12 protein-coding genes and 2 rRNA genes are annotated in these 19,069 nt (G+C 61.4%); 9 read left to right on the top strand and 5 right to left on the bottom strand.

Translation table 11 applies throughout. The features are described 5' to 3' along the window. Positions 1–164: 164 nt before the first annotated feature. The 5 genes from ACXI0U_RS19670 (at position 165) to ACXI0U_RS19650 (ending at position 7,227) form a co-directional block, all read left to right on the top strand. Positions 165–3,056 (top strand): 23S ribosomal RNA (locus ACXI0U_RS19670). A gap of 131 nt (positions 3,057–3,187) precedes the next feature. Then, positions 3,188–3,303, top strand: a 5S ribosomal RNA gene (gene rrf, locus ACXI0U_RS19665). A gap of 367 nt (positions 3,304–3,670) precedes the next feature. Next, complete coding sequence (locus tag ACXI0U_RS19660) at positions 3,671–4,333, top strand: paraquat-inducible protein A (RefSeq protein ID WP_374978949.1); 663 nt, start codon at positions 3,671–3,673, stop codon at positions 4,331–4,333. Continuing rightward, positions 4,320–4,943 (top strand): paraquat-inducible protein A, encoded by a 624-nt coding sequence (locus tag ACXI0U_RS19655; RefSeq protein WP_374978948.1) that lies wholly within the window; start codon positions 4,320–4,322, stop codon positions 4,941–4,943. The genes ACXI0U_RS19660 and ACXI0U_RS19655 overlap by 14 nt, the downstream gene beginning before the upstream one ends. Continuing rightward, complete coding sequence (locus tag ACXI0U_RS19650) at positions 4,936–7,227, top strand: PqiB family protein (protein WP_021220390.1); 2,292 nt, start codon at positions 4,936–4,938, stop codon at positions 7,225–7,227. Before ACXI0U_RS19655 ends, ACXI0U_RS19650 begins: the two co-directional genes overlap by 8 nt. Before the next feature lie 59 nt (positions 7,228–7,286). On the opposite strand, the gene mksF is transcribed toward ACXI0U_RS19650, so the two are convergent. The 5 genes from mksF to ACXI0U_RS19625 form a co-directional block, all read right to left on the bottom strand. Continuing rightward, positions 7,287–10,121, bottom strand: coding sequence for an Mks condensin complex protein MksF (gene mksF, locus ACXI0U_RS19645; RefSeq protein WP_021220391.1), 2,835 nt, complete (start codon positions 10,119–10,121; stop codon positions 7,287–7,289). Beyond that, entirely contained in the window at positions 10,118–10,822 is a 705-nt protein-coding gene (gene mksE, locus ACXI0U_RS19640) for an Mks condensin complex protein MksE (protein ID WP_031288083.1), read from the bottom strand. The genes mksF and mksE overlap by 4 nt, the downstream gene beginning before the upstream one ends. Further along, positions 10,812–12,059: an Mks condensin complex protein MksB gene (gene mksB, locus ACXI0U_RS19635; protein ID WP_184487340.1), complete on the bottom strand. Its 1,248-nt coding sequence runs from the start codon at positions 12,057–12,059 to the stop codon at positions 10,812–10,814. Before mksB ends, mksE begins: the two co-directional genes overlap by 11 nt. 172 nt (positions 12,060–12,231) lie before the next feature. Next, positions 12,232–12,840, bottom strand: a complete 609-nt coding sequence (locus tag ACXI0U_RS19630) for a hypothetical protein (RefSeq protein WP_021220394.1) — start codon at positions 12,838–12,840, stop codon at positions 12,232–12,234. Between the two features lie 265 nt (positions 12,841–13,105). Beyond that, the gene (locus tag ACXI0U_RS19625) at positions 13,106–13,783 is read right to left on the bottom strand and encodes a hypothetical protein (RefSeq protein WP_374978945.1); all 678 of its coding nucleotides are present in this window, start codon (positions 13,781–13,783) and stop codon (positions 13,106–13,108) included. 307 nt (positions 13,784–14,090) lie between these two features. On the opposite strand from ACXI0U_RS19625, the gene ACXI0U_RS19620 reads away from it, so the two are divergent. Genes ACXI0U_RS19620 through ACXI0U_RS19605 form a run of 4 tightly spaced genes read left to right on the top strand, consistent with a single transcriptional unit; the run spans position 14,091 to position 19,048 of the window. After that, on the top strand, positions 14,091–15,101 hold the full coding sequence (locus tag ACXI0U_RS19620; protein WP_271659037.1) for a DUF6160 family protein: 1,011 nt from the start codon (positions 14,091–14,093) through the stop codon (positions 15,099–15,101). Positions 15,102–15,103: 2 nt separating this feature from the next. Further along, the gene (locus ACXI0U_RS19615) at positions 15,104–16,132 is read left to right on the top strand and encodes a hypothetical protein (protein WP_479550722.1); all 1,029 of its coding nucleotides are present in this window, start codon (positions 15,104–15,106) and stop codon (positions 16,130–16,132) included. Then, positions 16,122–16,712 carry a DUF6160 family protein gene (locus tag ACXI0U_RS19610; protein WP_271659035.1) on the top strand — a complete coding sequence of 197 codons (591 nt, stop codon included), beginning with the start codon at positions 16,122–16,124 and terminating at the stop codon, positions 16,710–16,712. Before ACXI0U_RS19615 ends, ACXI0U_RS19610 begins: the two co-directional genes overlap by 11 nt. 14 nt (positions 16,713–16,726) lie before the next feature. Then, entirely contained in the window at positions 16,727–19,048 is a 2,322-nt protein-coding gene (locus ACXI0U_RS19605) for a DUF6160 family protein (RefSeq protein ID WP_479550721.1), read from the top strand. Positions 19,049–19,069: the final 21 nt, after the last annotated feature.

Genomic DNA, 19,069 nt, shown 5'->3' with positions numbered 1-19,069 from the left:
CAGAACTGTTCTTTAAAAATTTGGGTATGTGATAGAAGTAGACTGAATAATCTCTTTCACTGGTGATTATTCAAGTCAAGGTAAAATTTGCGAGTTCAAGCGCGAATTTTCGGCGAATGTCGTCTTCACGTTAGAGACAATAACCAGATTGCTTGGGGTTATATGGTCAAGTGAAGAAGCGCATACGGTGGATGCCTTGGCAGTCAGAGGCGATGAAAGACGTGGTAGCCTGCGATAAGCTTCGGGGAGTCGGCAAACAGACTTTGATCCGGAGATCTCTGAATGGGGGAACCCAGCCATCATAAGATGGTTATCTTGTACTGAATACATAGGTGCAAGAGGCGAACCAGGGGAACTGAAACATCTAAGTACCCTGAGGAAAAGAAATCAACCGAGATTCCCTTAGTAGTGGCGAGCGAACGGGGACTAGCCCTTAAGTGGCTTTGAGATTAGCGGAACGCTCTGGAAAGTGCGGCCATAGTGGGTGATAGCCCTGTACGCGAAAATCTCTTAGTCATGAAATCGAGTAGGACGGGGCACGAGAAACCTTGTCTGAATATGGGGGGACCATCCTCCAAGGCTAAATACTACTGACTGACCGATAGTGAACCAGTACCGTGAGGGAAAGGCGAAAAGAACCCCGGAGAGGGGAGTGAAATAGAACCTGAAACCGTATGCGTACAAGCAGTGGGAGCCCACTTTGTTGGGTGACTGCGTACCTTTTGTATAATGGGTCAGCGACTTATTTTCAGTGGCGAGCTTAACCGAATAGGGGAGGCGTAGCGAAAGCGAGTCTTAATAGGGCGTCTAGTCGCTGGGAATAGACCCGAAACCGGGCGATCTATCCATGGGCAGGTTGAAGGTTAGGTAACACTGACTGGAGGACCGAACCGACTACCGTTGAAAAGTTAGCGGATGACCTGTGGATCGGAGTGAAAGGCTAATCAAGCTCGGAGATAGCTGGTTCTCCTCGAAAGCTATTTAGGTAGCGCCTCATGTATCACTGTAGGGGGTAGAGCACTGTTTCGGCTAGGGGGTCATCCCGACTTACCAAACCGATGCAAACTCCGAATACCTACAAGTGCCGAGCATGGGAGACACACGGCGGGTGCTAACGTCCGTCGTGAAAAGGGAAACAACCCAGACCGTCAGCTAAGGTCCCAAAGTTATGGTTAAGTGGGAAACGATGTGGGAAGGCTTAGACAGCTAGGAGGTTGGCTTAGAAGCAGCCACCCTTTAAAGAAAGCGTAATAGCTCACTAGTCGAGTCGGCCTGCGCGGAAGATGTAACGGGGCTCAAACCATACACCGAAGCTACGGGTATCACGTAAGTGATGCGGTAGAGGAGCGTTCTGTAAGCCTGTGAAGGTGAGTTGAGAAGCTTGCTGGAGGTATCAGAAGTGCGAATGCTGACATGAGTAACGACAATGCGAGTGAAAAACTCGCACGCCGAAAGACCAAGGGTTCCTGCGCAACGTTAATCGACGCAGGGTTAGTCGGTCCCTAAGGCGAGGCTGAAGAGCGTAGTCGATGGGAAACAGGTTAATATTCCTGTACTTCTAGTTACTGCGATGGAGGGACGGAGAAGGCTAGGCCAGCTTGGCGTTGGTTGTCCAAGTTTAAGGTGGTAGGCAGAGTGCTTAGGTAAATCCGGGCGCTTAATGCCGAGAACTGATGACGAGTCGTCTTTTAGACGATGAAGTGGTTGATGCCATGCTTCCAGGAAAAGCTTCTAAGCTTCAGGTAACTAGGAACCGTACCCCAAACCGACACAGGTGGTTGGGTAGAGAATACCAAGGCGCTTGAGAGAACTCGGGTGAAGGAACTAGGCAAAATGGCACCGTAACTTCGGGAGAAGGTGCGCCGGTGAGGGTGAAGGACTTGCTCCGTAAGCCCATGCCGGTCGAAGATACCAGGCCGCTGCGACTGTTTATTAAAAACACAGCACTCTGCAAACACGAAAGTGGACGTATAGGGTGTGACGCCTGCCCGGTGCCGGAAGGTTAATTGATGGGGTTAGCGCAAGCGAAGCTCTTGATCGAAGCCCCGGTAAACGGCGGCCGTAACTATAACGGTCCTAAGGTAGCGAAATTCCTTGTCGGGTAAGTTCCGACCTGCACGAATGGCGTAACGATGGCGGCGCTGTCTCCACCCGAGACTCAGTGAAATTGAAATCGCTGTGAAGATGCAGTGTATCCGCGGCTAGACGGAAAGACCCCGTGAACCTTTACTGTAGCTTTGCACTGGACTTTGAGCCTGCTTGTGTAGGATAGGTGGGAGGCTTTGAAGCGTGGACGCCAGTCTGCGTGGAGCCATCCTTGAAATACCACCCTGGCATGCTTGAGGTTCTAACTCTGGTCCGTTATCCGGATCGAGGACAGTGTATGGTGGGCAGTTTGACTGGGGCGGTCTCCTCCTAAAGAGTAACGGAGGAGTACGAAGGTGCGCTCAGACCGGTCGGAAATCGGTCGTAGAGTATAAAGGCAAAAGCGCGCTTGACTGCGAGACAGACACGTCGAGCAGGTACGAAAGTAGGTCTTAGTGATCCGGTGGTTCTGTATGGAAGGGCCATCGCTCAACGGATAAAAGGTACTCCGGGGATAACAGGCTGATACCGCCCAAGAGTTCATATCGACGGCGGTGTTTGGCACCTCGATGTCGGCTCATCACATCCTGGGGCTGAAGCCGGTCCCAAGGGTATGGCTGTTCGCCATTTAAAGTGGTACGCGAGCTGGGTTTAGAACGTCGTGAGACAGTTCGGTCCCTATCTGCCGTGGACGTTTGAGATTTGAGAGGGGCTGCTCCTAGTACGAGAGGACCGGAGTGGACGAACCTCTGGTGTTCCGGTTGTCACGCCAGTGGCATTGCCGGGTAGCTACGTTCGGAAGAGATAACCGCTGAAAGCATCTAAGCGGGAAACTCGCCTCAAGATGAGATCTCACTGGAGCCTTGAGCTCCCTAAAGGGCCGTCGAAGACTACGACGTTGATAGGTTGGGTGTGTAAGCGCTGTGAGGCGTTGAGCTAACCAATACTAATTGCCCGTGAGGCTTGACCATATAACACCCAAACAATCTGACGATTGTTGTTATAAGGTGAAGTCGACTTAGCCGAAAATTGGCCAGAACTTGCAAAGCCTTATCACATACCCATTCGGGGTCGCGTCCTAGACGATACCCCAACCGAATTGCTTGACGACCATAGAGCGTTGGAACCACCTGATCCCATCCCGAACTCAGTAGTGAAACGATGCATCGCCGATGGTAGTGTGGAGTTTCTCCATGTGAGAGTAGGTCATCGTCAAGCACCTATACCAAACCCCCGATCTTCGACAGAAGGTCGGGGGTTTGACTTTGTGCCACGGAAAAGTTGGCGAGCGGCTTGTGGCCGTGGCAGTAGGGGCGACTTGTAGGGGCGACTTCAGTCGCCAAGCAGGCCGAAGGGCTGCTAATCCCACGACCCTCATGTGACTCCTCCCTTCCTGGCTAACCTTGGAAAAGCCCCGGACTGAAGTCCGGGCTACGTCCAGGCTACATCCGGGCTACCGATATGCCGGTCCGCTGCCATTCCCCACCCGTTTCGAACCTGTGAATGGCAAATCGGGTCACAGTCAGGCAGACCCATTGCCGCTGCGCTCGTCTAGAATAGGCGCGAATTCATATGAGCCCCCTGTATGCCTGACTCGGCCGATTCCCGCCCGTTGTCCGAACGCCCTCTTGAGGAGTTGGTCGCCTGCCCGGAGTGCGACTTGCTGATGCATCGTCAGCACGTCGAAGAAGAACACAAGGCCTGCTGCCCGCGCTGTGGCTATGAGCTCATCGTTCACCGTGCCCATATGGAGCGCCGCGCCCTGGCCTTGGTGCTGACCGCATTGATGCTCTACGTCCCGGCGAACTTCTTGCCGATTATGAAGCTCAACCTGCTCGGCCAGACAACTCAGGACACCATCTGGAGCGGCGTGCTCGGCCTCTACCACAGCGGTATGGATGGCGTAGCCGTCCTGGTCTTCCTCTGCAGCATGGTCATCCCGCTGCTCAAGCTGATCTGCCAGCTCGTGGTGCTGCTATGCATCCGTTGGCAGGTCATGCAGGGACTTGGCCTGCACCTCTATCGTCTGTACCACCACATGCGCGAGTGGGGGATGCTCGAGGTCTACCTGATGGGCATCCTCGTCAGCATCGTCAAACTCATCGACATGGCTGACCTGCATCTGGGCGTTGGCCTCGCCTGCTTCATCGGCCTGCTTCTGTCGCAAGTCTGGCTGGAGGTGACCATGTCCCCCCATCAGGTCTGGGATTCCCTCGACGCTGGAGGTCACGCCAGTGAGAGCGCTTGATGCCGGCATCCTCGTATGCGGTGACTGCCATCAGTTGAACCGCCCCGACGAGGACGACGACACTCCCACCTGCACCCGCTGCGGCTCGCGCCTCCATGAGCGTAGGCCCAACAGCCTGATCCGCACCTGGGCGCTGCTGCTCACCGCCACCATCCTCTACATCCCGGCCAACGTGCTGCCGATCATGACGGTGAACTTCTTCGGCAATGGTTCGCCCTCCACCATCATGGAAGGCGTGATCGAGCTGATCCACGCCGACATGCTGCCCATCGCCCTGGTGGTCTTTACCGCCAGCATTCTGGTGCCCACCTTCAAGCTCGTCGGCATCGCCCTGCTGCTTTACTCCGTGCAGAGGCATCAGCCCATGTCGGCCAGGCAACGCATCCTGATGTACCGCTTCATCGAATGGATCGGTCGCTGGTCCATGCTGGATATATTCGTCATCGCCATCCTCGTGGCGCTGGTGAACTTCGGCAACCTGGCCAGCATCGAAGCCAATCCCGGTGCGGCCGCCTTTGCCAGCGTCGTGGTCCTGACCATGACCGCAGCAGTAACCTTCGATCCCCGACTGATCTGGGACAACACCGATATGGACGACGAGAATGGCTGACCTGCCAAAGCCCAAGACGAAGAAAACCACCAACTGGTCGGCCATCTGGGTCCTGCCCCTGATCGCCCTCGGCATCGGCCTCTGGCTGGGCTGGAAGTCGATGAACGATGCCGGTATCGACATCAAGATCTACTTTGAGAACGGCGAAGGCATCCAGGTCGGCAAGACCCAGCTCATGTACAAGGGCATCCAGGTCGGCAAGGTCACCGACCTGCACGTCAGCGAAGATATCAATGGCGTCGTCGCCACGGTCGAAGTGCTCAAGGAAGCCGAGCCTTACCTGAGCAAGGAAACCCGCTTCTGGCTGGTTCGCCCACGCGTGTCCCTCGCCGGTGTCACCGGCCTGGAAACCCTGGTCTCCGGTATCTACATCGCCATCGACCCGGTGAAGGGCGAGCCCGAGCGCAAGTATCACGCGCTGTCCGAGCCGCCGCCGCTCTCCGACAACCTGCCCGGCCTGCACCTCACCCTCAAGGCCGAGCGCCTCGGCTCCCTGGAGCAGGGCAGCCCCGTCTACTACCGGCAGATCCAGGTCGGTCAGGTGAAGAGCTACGAGCTGGCCGAAGACCAGCGCACGGTCGAGATCAAGGTGCACATCGAGCAACCCTACGCCCAGCTCGTGCGTAAGCACACGCGCTTCTGGAACGCCAGCGGCCTCAATGTCACCGCCGGCCTGTCCGGGGTGAAGATCCGCACTGAGTCGCTGCTCAGCATGGCCGCCGGCGGCATCGCCTTCGCCACGCCCGAGAACCGCCAGGACAGCCCGCCCACGGATTCCACCATCCCCTTCCGCCTCTACGACGGTTTCGAAGCCGCCGAAGCCGGCCTCAAGGTCATGCTGCGCATGGAAGACGTCAGCGGTCTCAACCCCGGCAACACCCCGGTCATGTACAACGGCGTCCAGGTCGGCACCCTGAAGAAGCTCGACATGGACAAGAACTTCGCCGGCGCCACCGCCGAGCTGACCATGGAGCCGCGCACCGAGGAGTTCCTGGTCGAAGGCACCGAGTTCTGGACGGTCAAGCCCTCCATCTCCCTCGCCGGCATCAGCGGTATCGAGGCCCTGGTCAAGGGCAACTACATCGCCGTGCGCTTCGCCAAGAGCGGTACGCCTACCCGCGAGTTCACCGCCCGGCCCAAGGCCCCGCCGCTGAACACCGATGCCCCCGGCCTGCACCTGGTGCTCACCAGCGACAAGCTCGGCTCCCTCGATGTCGGCAGCCCGATCCTCTACAAGCAGATGCGCGTCGGCAGCGTGCAGAGCTACCAGCTCTCCCGTGACCAGCAACGCGTCGTGGTTGGCGTCCACATCGAGCCGGAATTCGCCAAGCTGGTGAACGAATCCACCCGCTTCTGGAACGTCAGCGGCGTCAGCATCAAGGGCGGCCTGTCCGGTGTCGAGGTGAAGAGCGAGTCGCTGCAGACCCTCCTGGCTGGCGGCATCTCCTTCAGCACGCCGGATTCCAAGGCTACGCCGGTCACCAAGCCGCGTCGCTTCACCCTCTATGACAACGAGAACCTCGCCCTCGGCAAAGGCACGGTGGTCGAAGTCCGCATGACCCAGGCCGATGGCCTGCGCGAAGGCACACCCGTGCGCTTCAAGGGCCTGGATGTCGGCAGCGTCGAGCGCATCACCCTGGCCGATGACCTGGGCGGCGTCGTGGTCACCGCACGCATCACCGAGGCGGCCGATCGCATCGCCCGCACCGGCACCCAGTTCTGGGTGGTCAAGCCCGAACTCGGCCTGGTACGTACCGCCAATCTCGACACCCTGGTCAGCGGCCAGTACCTGGAAGTGCAGCCCGCCTCGGCCAAGGGCCCGATGCAGACCAAGTTCACCGTACTCGCCGAACCGCCGTCGGCCATTGCCCGCGAAGAAGGCCTGCGCATCGTCCTCAGCACCGCACGTCGTGGCTCCATCAAGCCCGGCGTGGTGGTCAGCTACCGCGAGGTCCCGGTGGGCAAGGTTGTGCGTTTCGAGCTGGGCAAGACCGCTGATCGCGTGCTCATCCACGTGCTCATCGAGCCGCGTTATGCCTCCCTGGTACGCAGCGGCACGCGCTTCTGGAATGCCAGCGGCGTGGGTATCGATGCCGGTCTGTTCAAGGGCGTGAAGGTGCGCACCGAATCCCTGGAAGCGCTGATCGAGGGTGGCATTGCCTTCGCCACGCCGGACAACGCCCAGATGGGCGCACCGGCGATCCCCGGGCAGACCTTCGCCCTGCATGACGAACTCAACGAAGAATGGCTGAAGTGGGCACCGAAGATCGCCATCGAAAAGTGATCCACCCAGCATGAAAAAGGGCCGCATCTGCGGCCCTTTTTCGTTACTGCGGCTTCAACTCACGCTGGCTCGGCTTCCTCGCTGGCAGCCGGGGTTTGCTGGCTGGCCTGCTCGCGACGCTTGATGAACTTCCAGTCCGCCTCGTCGATGTAGATGCCGTTGGGGCCGCTGCCCCCTTCCAGATCGATCGCCACGTCGGCCGAAACCTGCGGCTTCACCGACGCCAGGATGGGCGTGAAGCCCAGCTGGGCACTGGTCTCGATCAGCGCCTGCTGGTTGCGCTCGTCGATGTCCGCCGCCTCGTCCAGGTAGTAGGGGAGGCGGATGCGGCCGGCCTGCTCGCGGTCCATCAGGTGCAGCAGCAGGTACATGTTGGTCAGCGCCTTGATGGTCATGGTGGTGCCGTTGGAGGCGGCGCCATCGATGTCCGTGTGAATGATCGGCTGGCCATGCACCTTGGTGATCTCGAACGCCAGCTCGAACAGGTCCTTCAGGCCCAGCTGGTTGCCGTTGGCAGCCACCAGGCGCGCCAGGTACTCCTTGGCTTCCTCGTTCTTCGCATCCTGTTCGGAGGATTGCGACAGGTCGAACACCGACAGGGTCTCGCCTTCCTCGTACTGGCCGGCACTGTGGATGATCTGGTCGATGTGGCGCAGCGCATCCTTGTTCGGCGCCAGCACGATGCGGAAGCTCTGCAGGTTCGAGACCTGGCGCTTGTTGATTTCGCGGTTGAACAGCGCCAGCTGGTGTTCCAGGTTGTCGTAGTCGCTGCGGATGTTGCGCAGGGTCCGGGCGATGTCGGTGACCGCCGCACGGCGCGCCTTAGCCAGGGTCAGGGCCTCGTCCTGGCGGTGGGCGTAGGCGTTGATCAGCAGTTGCAGGCGACGCTCGGTGTCGTCTTCGCTGTCGAACTTGGCCACGCCCTTCAGGCGTACTTGGGCGTAGAGCGCCTCGATCTGGCCATCGATGCGCTGCAGCGCCTGCCAGGTGTCCTGGTAGTCGTTGAGCAGCGGCAGCAGGTTGTCGATGCTGTCGTCCACCGGGTCGGTGAAGGGCGTGCCGAAGGGCAGGTCGGCCGGCAGCAGCTGGCGACGGCGCAGCGCGTCTTCCAGGGTGCGCTCCTTGGCTTCCAGGTCGGCCAGCTGACGGCCCACCAGCTGCAGCTTGGCGGAGAGTTGCTGGACGCGTTCGGTAAAGGCATCGCTGGAGCGCTTGAGGTCATCCTGTGCGGCTTCGCGCTGGGCCAGCAGTTCCATCTTGCCGGCTTCCTCGGCAGACAGCGTCTGGGCCTTGCGGAAGTCTTCCAGGGCCTTCTGGGCATCCAGTACGGCCTGGTACAGCTGCTCGGCCTGGGCCTTGCTCGCGGCGCGGTCGGAGGCGACCGACTGCTGGGTCTTGAGTTGCTTCAGCTCGCGCTCCAGGCGGTCCTTCTGGTCGCGCAGGGCCGCGCGGTCGGCCAGGGCCTGCAGGGCTGGCGGTTCGATGCTGGACAGGTCGATATCCAGGCCGGGCACCTGGAAGTGCTCGCCCTTGAAGCGGTCGAGAATGGCTTCCAGGGACTTCACCCAGGCGTCTTCTTCATCCAGCTGAATGCCTTTCTCACCCAGGGGCAGGCTGAACAGCTGGCCGTTGAACAGGCGCATCAGGCGGTCGACGTCGGCCTGGGAGAACTCCTCGCGCAGGCGCGAGTAGCTGTTGTTGTCGGCGTGATCGAGCTGCTGCTTCACCGACTTCAGGCGTTTCTCCAGGTCGCGCAGGCGCTCGTCCAGGTCCTCCGAGGAGAACTGGCGGGATTGCGCCAGGGCGCCGGCCAGTTCGTCGTGGGCGTCCTTGGCGGCCAGCAACTGCTGCTCCAGCACCTTGATGTCGTTGACCAGGGCGAAGCGGTTCTTCAGCACCGCCAGCTCGCCTAGCCAGCGCTGGATCTCGCTGATCTCGCGCTCCAGGCGCATCAGCTCCTGGGTGCCGCCGCGTTGTTCGTGCTGCAGGCCATCCTGCTCGTTGCGGTAATGCTCGGCCTGGATCACCAGCTCCTCGCGGCGAGCGCCGGAGTAGTCGTGCCAGGTGCCCAGCAGGTTATCCAGCAGGGGCGAAAGGCGGTGCAGCTTGCCGCGCAGGGTCTCGCGCTGGGTCACGCCGTTGGCCAGTGCCTCCACCAGCGGGCCGGCGGCCACCAGGGCCTGGTAGTCCTGCTCCATGCGGCGCACGTCGCGGAAGGCTTCCTCGGTGGCGGCGATGTAGTCGACGCTGCCCGAACGCAGGCTGTGCTCGAAGGCATCGAGGAACAGCTGCTTGAGCTTGGCTGCGGTGATCTCGCGCATGTGCAGCAGGTTGATGAACAGCGAACGGAAGGTCTTCAGGCTCTGCTCGCTGGTGGAGCGCAGCGGGATCAGCGTCAGGTCCAGCGGAATGGACGTGTGACCGCCCACCAGCAGGCGGCGCAGTTCGTCCGGCTTCAGCTCGTAGGCCTTGATGCCCTCGCGCTCGAGGTTATTGAACAGCTCGCGCTGACGCAGGCAGGTGCCGTTCTTCTGGTAGTGATCCAGGTCCAGGCTGCCCTGGTAGGCGAAGAACTGGTGACCGAAACCGCCGCCCGGGCCGCGACCGGCAACACCGATCACGTGGGGGCCGTGGGGCAGCGAAACTTCGACCAGGATGTAGCTGGTGTCGGTGGCGAAGTAGAACTTGCGCGACTGCTCCAGGCTGTACTTGCCGAAGCTCATGTCCGACATGCGCGCCAGGATGGGGAATTGCAGCGCGTTGATTGACGCGGATTTACCCAGGTTGTTGGCGCCGTAGACCGACAGCGGGGTTTCCAGCGGGAACAGGCCGAGGCTGTAGCCGGCGGTGTTCAGCAGGGCGAAGCGGCGGATGCCATAGCGTTCCTGGCTCATGCGTCCATCTCCTGCGCGGCGCGCTCTTCGGCCATGGCACGGGCCAGGGCATCTTCATCGGATTCAACGGCGGCCGGCTCATCGACCTCCAGCGAAATGATGGGCTCCTCGCCCTCATCGTCCATCAGCACCGGCGCTTGCAGGGCCAGGTCGCTGCTGTGCAGGTTGGCGGCCAGGTCGCGGTCGTGCTGCACCGACAGGCACACATCGAGGAAGCGGTGCATGGGCGGCAGGAAGCGGTAGATACCGTTGCTGTCCTCGGCGAAGCCGAGCTGGGTGAGGCGGCGGATGACCTTCTCCTCCAGCTCTTCATGGGTGGTCACCTCGGCCTGCAGGAACAGGTCGCGGTACTTCTCCAGCAGCGCGGGCAGTTCATCGCGGCCGATGCTGCCGCCGTCGAGCACGGAAAGCGGGTCACGGCCCTGGTCGGCCAGGTGTTCCACCAGGATGAAGGTGAACAGCGCCAGGCGCTGGGCGGTCTTGTTCACCTGGGCGCCCATCTGCTCGGGCACGAAGTAATAGAAGCCACGCGGGTCGCACACCAGCTCGAAGCCGAGTGCCTTGAACAGGGCGCGGTACTGGTCCTGCATGGTGGACAGCTGGGCGTAGCATTCCGGCTCGCTGCGCGAGAGGTGATAGCCCTTGAACAGCTCGCGGAAGATGGCCGAGAGCTGGGTCATTTCGGTGAGATTAAGATGCATGTTTTTCGCTCTTGATGAGGGCGAAGGAGCTCAGGCTGACCTGATGCTCCGCGGTGAGGTAGTCGCGGCGTTCCAGGCGGTCACGCTGGAAGCGGCTTTCGCGGGAGAGGCGGGAGAACCAGTAGAGCAGCTCGTCGGTGGCGCCTTCCGGTTCCTGCTCCAGCAGCCAGGCCATGAGGTCCGGCAGCGGCAGGGCCTGCTCGCAACGGTCGATCATTTCCCGGGCGGTACGCGGTGCACGCGGCGCTTCGCCACGACGGCCGCCGGAGGCCTTGGGGAAGTGCGCCGGCTTCGGCTCGAAGCGCGCCAGGGCGTAGACGTAGGCCTCCACCTGCGAGGCGCTGCCGAGGAAGGTGCTCTGCGGCCGGGTGAACAGCGGCAGTGCCGCCTGGGGCACGGCATCCAGGCCCTTCTTGCGGATCACCGACAGCGCCAGGGCGGCACCACGGGTCACGGCGTTGTGCCGGCGCGCTTCCTCGCGCAGCGGCAGCAGCAGCTCGCGGGCCTTGCGCAGGGTCAACTGGGCGGTGGTCTGCATTTCCAGGATGCGCGCATGGGTGCGCAGCAGCAGGTCGTCGTCCACCAGTTGGCCGAGGCGTTGCTGTTCGCCGAGCAGCTTGAGCAGCACCTGCTCGACGCGGCGCACGCCCTGCTCGAAGGCGCCATCGGCGGCCACCAGCTGGATCATCGGCTCGACGTACTCGTCCCAGGTCGCCAGGACCTCGGCATAGCGCTGGCGCAGAGGGATCTGCCGGTCGCTGGTCTTGGCCCGTTCGGCCACGGCCACCAGGGCCTGTTCATCGTTGTCGAGCTTCTTCAATACATCGCGTACGCGCATGTCGAGCAGGCGCAGCTGGCGCGCCAGGTCGTTGCCGTCGCGGATCTCGAAGGCTTCCTGGATGTAGCCGGCCAGGCGCTCCAGGTGGCGCAGATAGGCTTCGATCTCCAGGCACAGGCCGAGGCGGTGCTCACGGCGCAGGTAGGCGAGGAAGTCGTGGATCTGGGCGTTCAGCTCGAAGCGGTTGGGGCTCTTGGCCACCGGCACCAGGATGTCCAGGCGGATCCACTGGTCGAGCAGCGCGGTAACGTCCGTGGGCGTGCCCTGGGGCAACTGGGCCCCGAGCTGCAAGCGCAGCTCGGCCAGGCTCAAGGTGCCGGCATCGAAGCGCTCGCACAGCGGCTCCAGCAGCGCCCAGTGTTCGGCGAGGGCGCGCAAAACGCGTTTGGGTTCGATCATCGGGGGAGACGGTCCCTGCCTAAGGAAAAAGACGCGATTGTACTGCATGACCGCCGGCTCGACTCAGCCCGAGCTGATCAAAGGACGGCTGGTTCGCACGTCGGCGGACGGGAGGGATGGCGCGCGTGGAAAGTGGCCAGGCAACGCCAGGGCCTGCGCCGCAGAGGCAGGCTCAGCTCTGGCGGAACAACCCGATCAGGTGATCGGCAATGGCAGCCTTGATGGCGTTGACGTTGAGCTGCGAGGTATGGCCCAGGCGCTCGGTATTGATGCGGTGCAGGTGCAGCGAAGGCATGCGTGCCTCGTATTCGCGCAGGTCGCCCTTCACCAGCACCGGCAGGAAGTGGTCGTTCTTCGCCTGGTAGCGCTGGATCAGCAGCTTCAGGCCTTCCTGGAACGGCAGCTCGCGGGACGCCGCCAGGCGGTGCTCACCGGGGATCTTCAGGTACAGGCCGGAATAACCCATGGTCTCGCCGGGCAGGATGTGGATGCCGGTGGGCTCCACCGCCTCGGGCGGGATTTCATTGAAGGTGTCGTGCCAGGCCTGCTCGTCGGGGAGGATGGTGATGCTGCCGTGCTCCTCCTCCGGCACCACGAAGCTGTAGTTGCTATAGAGCTTCTCGACATAGCCGGAATAGACGCACAGGCGGTTTTCGAAGCGCAGTAGGAAATCGATCGCCTGCTGGCGGTCGGTAATGGCATCCAGGTCCCAGGCGAGGTCGCTCTGGTTCTGCAATTCGTCCCAGTGTGAATCGGAATCGGCTTTGGAGTTGGCGTTCATGGACTCGGTCAATACGGCATCTGATCTGTAACAAGGCAGAAAACATGCCAGGCAATTCAAGGGCTTGGAATGGGGCTGGAGCGTGCTCCAGCTCACATTCGACATTCTAGAGCGGTCGCAATCTGACGAGGATGGTCACTTGTCGGACGGATTCAGGAAATTTCAGGCCCGGTACGCGAGAGCAAGCCTGCGCATGCCCTGTGTACCCATCGCGTTGTCGTGATCGTCCTGCTGCCAGGCTGCGCCGCTCATGGCCCTGGGCGAGTTAGGGAACCAGGGTCAGCGACACGGTGGAGCCGTTGGGGTAGGTGCTATTGAAGGAGTCGAAGGTGGTGCAGAAGGCGTGTTCGTCAAGGAAGTATTGGGTGTAGTTGGGCGCGACCTTATCCAAGGCGACTGTCGCATAGTCGTAGTACGTCGTTCCGCTTTTTACTGACGATCCTACTTGAGTGAGAGGGAAGTAGGTGCCGTCGATATTCAAGCCTTGCACAAGATCGCTGGACGTCAGGAGCAAATTGCACATCAGGTCTGCTTCTGGAAATGGTGCTGGGTTGAACAGTTTGACCACTCGGGCAAATGCCACGCTGCGGACGCTGGATAAGGTGGGACTCACTGAGCCGAGGGTGGGGCCCGATGGAGAGTAACCAGCCATAACCATGTTGAAGGTGGTCGTATCAGTTGGTTCTTCGTTGTAAGCCGTGTAATTGATCACGTCATATGTGATGAGCTTCCCCGCGGTCAATGTGCCGCTGAGAGATGACGTTGTGGCCAGGGTTTGGCGCCCGAACAGCTTTGCCTGGGGTTTGACCGGCGCAATCGGAGCGGCCTCGCCTTTTATGTAGCTGATATGTCGTTCCAGCTCGCTCTGGGTATCGGCCGCCGCAGCCATTAGCGGAAGACCGAGGGAGATGAGGGCGATAGGGCGAACCAGGGATTTCAGCATTGCAACGACTCCTTGTTTTATGGAGCCGGCAGTGGACCAGTTGCCCCGCTTCACGCCCAGCTATCCAAAGGCTGGCGGGCAGGAGGCCGCGCCTGCTCGGCGTGTCGACCAACCTGAAGCTAGGGGTGGCGTACGAGGTGTGGATTTGGGTAACAACCGCAGCGGCGAGCTGAGGGCGAACTTCAAAAATCCCACCTTTTTCCCGCCTATGGGTCGGGCCCTTATGGCGGGCGCTTCCCTATAGTGGCATCACGTAATCGAGCCGCCAGTGCTCGGCCATAACTATAAGAAGTAGAGGGAACTCGCCATGCGCCTGACCCGCAGTCCCGCCAAACGCCTTTTCCTCGTGCTTGCTGCCAGCCTGCTGGCCACCTCGGCCCAGGCCCGCATGGAGCCTCTTGATGACGCAGAGCTTTCCAACGTCACTGGGCAAGCGTTCATCAACCTGACAACCGATGCTGCAGGGGCGGTGAACTACACCCGTGTCAATTTCGGAGTGAAGGTCGATACCCAGCTCAATATCAAGAAGCTCGAATTGGGCGGTTACAGTCGCCCTGGGGAGTCCAAGAGCTCGGATATCCTGATCAACAATTTCGCGTTGGGAACCGTAGGACCCAACGACACCATCAATCCTTTTCAGATCGTCGATCCGTATTTCGAGTTGGCATACGAGGGGAACAAGGTCGTCGGTGTACGTATCGGCTTCGCCGAGGCGAAAGGTGTACTTTCCGGTGATATTTCCCATCTGACCGGAAAGGTGGCTGTTGACCTTGAAGGCAAGGCAAAGCCGCTATTGGACAGCGCCAATTTTTTCCAGAAGTTGCTGCTTGGCGCCACGGTCAATGACAACTCGATCATCAAGTCCGAAGCGGAATTGGTCAGCAATGGCACGCCTGATTCGGTCCGTGCCGCACAGGCAGGACTGAAGGATGGGGCGGTTGTGCAGTGCATTTCCAATTGCAATTTGCTCGGAGGGTTACTGACGGCTTTCCCTTCAAGCGGCTGCCAGATCATTGGGATTACCACGTGTTTCAACCTCAGCCAGTTCAAGTCCTTGGACATTGGAAACACGGCGGCAGCTGGAATGGATCAAGCAGCGCGAGGAGTCTTCATATCCGTACAACTCAAGGACACCCAATGGCGTGACCTTGATACCAACGCACTGGTCACCGCCGTAGCGGGTGCGTTTCTCAACATCCCCAAATACAAGAACGCCAACGGTGACATGGTTGCGGGTATCAAGTTCGACTTCGAGCAGGCCCTGAACGGTATTCCACGTAAGGACACCTGCTTGGGATCCGCTACTTCGGGGTGCTGATCATGCTCAAATCCTCGATTGCCGCATTTTTCTTGGTAGTGGCTTCGGTCGCTCAAGCTGAACTCAAGGCTCTGGATGATGCCGAGTTGTCCCGCGTCGACGGCGCCGGTATCGGTTTCGTGCTGGATAAGGTGCTGCTGGATGCGAATAACGCCACCATCACCATTAACGACATCAACAATGGCAGCGGGCAGAACGTACCCATTGCGGTGAAAGAGTTCTATCTAGGTGCCATCGGAAGCAACAAGGGCGCCAATCTCAATCCTGTAACCATTGGCCGGCTGGACCACCCCTTCGCCCTAAACCTGGCCCGTGGCGAGACCATGCGCACCCTCAACGATGCCGGCCAGTGGGTGCAAACCACCCCCAACGGCGTCTCGGTGCTGGAGTTCATGTTCCCCGAGCGCCTCACCACGGGGGGCTCGGCCTGCATCAGCGGTTACTCCACCGGCGGCAACACCTGCTCCAGCCGCGCCACGGAGAAGGTCGACCTGGGCATCCGCTTCGACTTCCAGGTCGCCGCCGGGCGCACCGACGTACTCAACCTGGATATCTCCGAACTGGCCATGGACGGGTCCTACCTGCGTCTCTGGGGCGACAAGGCCAAGAGCCAGATGGTCGGCGAGATGCGCATCAACCTGTTCGCCAAGGGCATCCAGCTGATGTCCTGCGCGGCCGGTAGTGCCAACTGCACCACTGCCGAGCAGCAACGTGATCGCACTATTTTCATGAGTGGCGCCTACGCCACGGTCGCTCTGGGTTACGGCAAGAGCCAGCCTCTGTTGTTCGACGCGACCAGTAATGGTCAGTTCGTGTTGGAGCTGCAGAGTCCGACGGCATCCGGCACTACGGCTGCTCAGAGGCAAGCTCTGGCAGATGATTTCTATGCCAATGCACCGCGTACCAACATCGTCATCAACAACCTAACGGTCGGTAGCGGCAACGCTAGCACCGGTGGATACAACTTTGGCTACAACGAAGTCGGCGGCCTCAGCATCAACTACCTGAAGGTGACCAGCCATGACCTCTAGACTCCTCCCATTGGTCCTGCTGCTTGCCGCCGGTTGCGCGCAGGCCGAGCTCAAGCCCATGGCGGATGCCGACCTCAGCGCCACGAGCGGGCAGGGTGGGGTCTACCTTTCCGGCGAGTTCAGTATCAACAAGGGCGGCGGCGTGCTCTGGAGCACCCCGGCCACCAACAACGCCGCGCAATGGACCATCGGCGAGCGCAGTTGCGCCACGGCCGGCTCCAGCACCCCGGAAAGTTGCGGCATGCGCATCGCCATCCGCACCGAGGCAGCGGGCGGCTGGTACGTGCTCGACAACCTCAAGGGCGTGTTCAGCTTCGAAGGCCTGACCCTGCGCACCCGCCTGATCAACGACAGCGCCGCCGGCTTCAACCAGGACGTGATCGAGCTGGGCCTGCCCAACAACGTGCGCTTCAAGGACGGCAGCTTCGCCTTCGCCGTCGCCAACCAGGGCGGCTGGCGCAACAAGGTGGGCACCACCGCCAATGGCGGCGACTCCACCTTCCAGCAGACCAACATCTTCTCGGCGAAGATCGACGGCGACATCCGCATGCAGGGCAGCGTGCTGGTCTTCCCCAAATAACAAGGAGCAGGGCGATGCGTGCAGTTGCGTTGTTCGCGGTACTCCTCAGCCCCCTGGCCCAGGCCATGCAGGCGCTGGATGACACGGCGCTGTCCGACGTCACCGGGCAGGACGGCATCAGCCTGGAAACCACCAGCGCCGGCTGGTCGGCCAGCAACATCAGCTACAGCGAGGACGGCCAGAGCCTCAACCTGCGTGGCGTCAGCAACCAGCCGCGCAGTGGCTCCAGCATCACTTCCACTACCAAGGTGGACGTGGTCAACCAGCGCCTGCAGATCGAGCACGCCAGCAGCGCCCAGGCGCTCAGCGTCACCAATATCGAAATGGGCGGCAGCACCAAGAGCTTCGGTTCCCTACGCGCCTTCTACACCCTGGGTGCGACGCTGAAGATCAAGGGCGGCGGCGCCAGCGGCGTGACCGGCATCTCGGTGGACGACAGCCGCCTCTCGCTCTCCGATGTCACCTTCTATTACCGCGACAACGGCTTCGACCTGATCGTCAAAGGCATGAGCCTCGACGCCTACCTGAACAACGCCTACATCGACATCGTCAGCGGTGGGGATGGCCAGGCGGTGCGGCTCGACCTGGGCAGCTCGCGCTTCGTCGCCGCCATCAATGGCATCGGCCTGGACCTGGCTCATGGCGACCCCACTGCATTGCCGGTGACACCCGACGCGCCGGACCTGCGCGACCCCAATGCCAGCAAGAGCTTCGGCAAGCTCAACATGGACCTGCGCCTGGGCGGCAGCGTCAGCATCTCCAGTGGCGGCGCCAGCGGCTCGGGCCTGCGCATCCGGCCCGACGTGAACATCGTCAACAGCCTGTTCCAGTACCAGGACGAAGGCATCCTGCGTGCCGAGAACTTCTCCGGCACCCTGCGCAGCCTCGCCGGCCTGACCCTCGACCTGGTGCAGGATGGCAATGGCAGCTTCGTCCAGGTCGCCTTCGCCGACCTCAAGCTCAACGCCACCCTGGGCGGGCTGATCATCGGCAACCCCACCAACCAGAAACTCGGCAGCCTGGGCATCGACCTCAACTTCGTCGACGACGGCGCGAAGAAGAACATCTTCAAGCTGCGCCCTGGCGGCGATCCCAACTCGGGCCTCAAGGGCATCACCGCCGACGTCAGCTGGAACATGGCCAACAGCTCGGTCTCGCTCACCGATAACGGCAACAGCATGTGGTTCAGCGGGCTGCGCACCAACGGCACCGGGCAGGTCACCCTGGACATCACCAAGAGCTGCGCGGCTGGCGCCTCCACCTCGTGCTACGCCGGCACCCAGAGCGACATGAGCAAGGGCAGCTACAACGGCCACTTCGACGGCCTGCGCCTGGGCCTGAACAACGTCAAGGGCAGCTACAGCTTCGATGGCCTGCGTGTGGGCAGCGCCACCGCGCCGCTGCAGGGCGGCACCGAACTGCTGGTGCTGATGGAAATCTTCCCCGCCTACGACTTCACCCTCAATGGCCAGCTCACCCTGCAACCGGGTGGCAGCAGCGGCTCGGGCATCAGCTACAACGCCGATTTCTTCATCACCGACGCCCGCGCCGCCATCACCGTGGACGAGACCGGCAAGGGCCTGTGGCTCTCCGGCACCCGCTACGACATGCACTTCCGCGATGGCTCGGTGGACGTCAGCAACAACGGCGTCGAGCTGCGCAAGGGCACCTACTGGTCCAACCTCGATGTCGCCGACCTGCGCTGGGGCGACCGCGCCACCGGTACCAGCCTCGGTCGCCTGGTGCTCAAGCGCTACGAACAGGGCTCCACCCTGGCGCTCAGCTCCGGCGGTGCCGGCGCTCTTTGCGTGGGCGGCAGCGGCTCCACTGCCAGTGCCTGTTCCGCCAGCGGCGGCCGCTGGGAAGACCGCGGCAACGAGGGCGTTTCGGTCAAGCTGAAGAACGTCTTCGTGCGCGACACCACCATCGACAGCACGGTCAACGGCGTGGCCACCGACGAGAAGCGCAACCAGGTGATCATCGAGACCGACCGCGTCAATGGCGTGAACGGCAGCGGCAGCCAGCTGGTTGTGGATAACTTCTACACCTCCGACGGCAACCCCAAGGACCCCAACGCCAACACCTACGGCTTCAACGCCGACCTCAACCTCGACGTCGCGCCGACCAAGGTCTGCACCAAGACCGGCAGCACCTGCACCGCCGTCACCCCCGACCCGCTGGGCTTCGCGGTCAACGGCCGCATCCACTTCAAGGAAGTGAACATCGACCGCATCCAGCACGTGCACCCCACCGGCGGCGCCGTCACCTCCATGTACGGGGTGAAGCTGCAGAACGCCGATATCCGCGCCAACCTCACCGCCACGCCGATCAACTGAACCGCCCGCCCGGCGGCGCCT

It is taken from the genome of Pseudomonas sp. C9D1 (assembly GCF_056491235.1).
This window is presented reverse-complemented; position numbering and strand designations above follow the sequence as displayed.

What these genes read in the sequence shown, in the direction of transcription:
- ACXI0U_RS19660 (WP_374978949.1), top strand. Translation starts at nt 3,671, where the DNA reads ATGCCTGACTCGGCCGATTCCCGCCCGTTGTCCGAACGCCCTCTTGAG.
- ACXI0U_RS19650 (WP_021220390.1), top strand. Translation starts at nt 4,936, where the DNA reads ATGGCTGACCTGCCAAAGCCCAAGACGAAGAAAACCACCAACTGGTCG.
- mksF (WP_021220391.1), bottom strand. Translation starts at nt 10,121, where the DNA reads ATGAGCCAGGAACGCTATGGCATCCGCCGCTTCGCCCTGCTGAACACC.
- mksE (WP_031288083.1), bottom strand. Translation starts at nt 10,822, where the DNA reads ATGCATCTTAATCTCACCGAAATGACCCAGCTCTCGGCCATCTTCCGC.
- mksB (WP_184487340.1), bottom strand. Translation starts at nt 12,059, where the DNA reads ATGATCGAACCCAAACGCGTTTTGCGCGCCCTCGCCGAACACTGGGCG.
- ACXI0U_RS19630 (WP_021220394.1), bottom strand. Translation starts at nt 12,840, where the DNA reads ATGAACGCCAACTCCAAAGCCGATTCCGATTCACACTGGGACGAATTG.
- ACXI0U_RS19625 (WP_374978945.1), bottom strand. Translation starts at nt 13,783, where the DNA reads ATGCTGAAATCCCTGGTTCGCCCTATCGCCCTCATCTCCCTCGGTCTT.
- ACXI0U_RS19620 (WP_271659037.1), top strand. Translation starts at nt 14,091, where the DNA reads ATGCGCCTGACCCGCAGTCCCGCCAAACGCCTTTTCCTCGTGCTTGCT.
- ACXI0U_RS19615 (WP_479550722.1), top strand. Translation starts at nt 15,104, where the DNA reads ATGCTCAAATCCTCGATTGCCGCATTTTTCTTGGTAGTGGCTTCGGTC.
- ACXI0U_RS19610 (WP_271659035.1), top strand. Translation starts at nt 16,122, where the DNA reads ATGACCTCTAGACTCCTCCCATTGGTCCTGCTGCTTGCCGCCGGTTGC.
- ACXI0U_RS19605 (WP_479550721.1), top strand. Translation starts at nt 16,727, where the DNA reads ATGCGTGCAGTTGCGTTGTTCGCGGTACTCCTCAGCCCCCTGGCCCAG.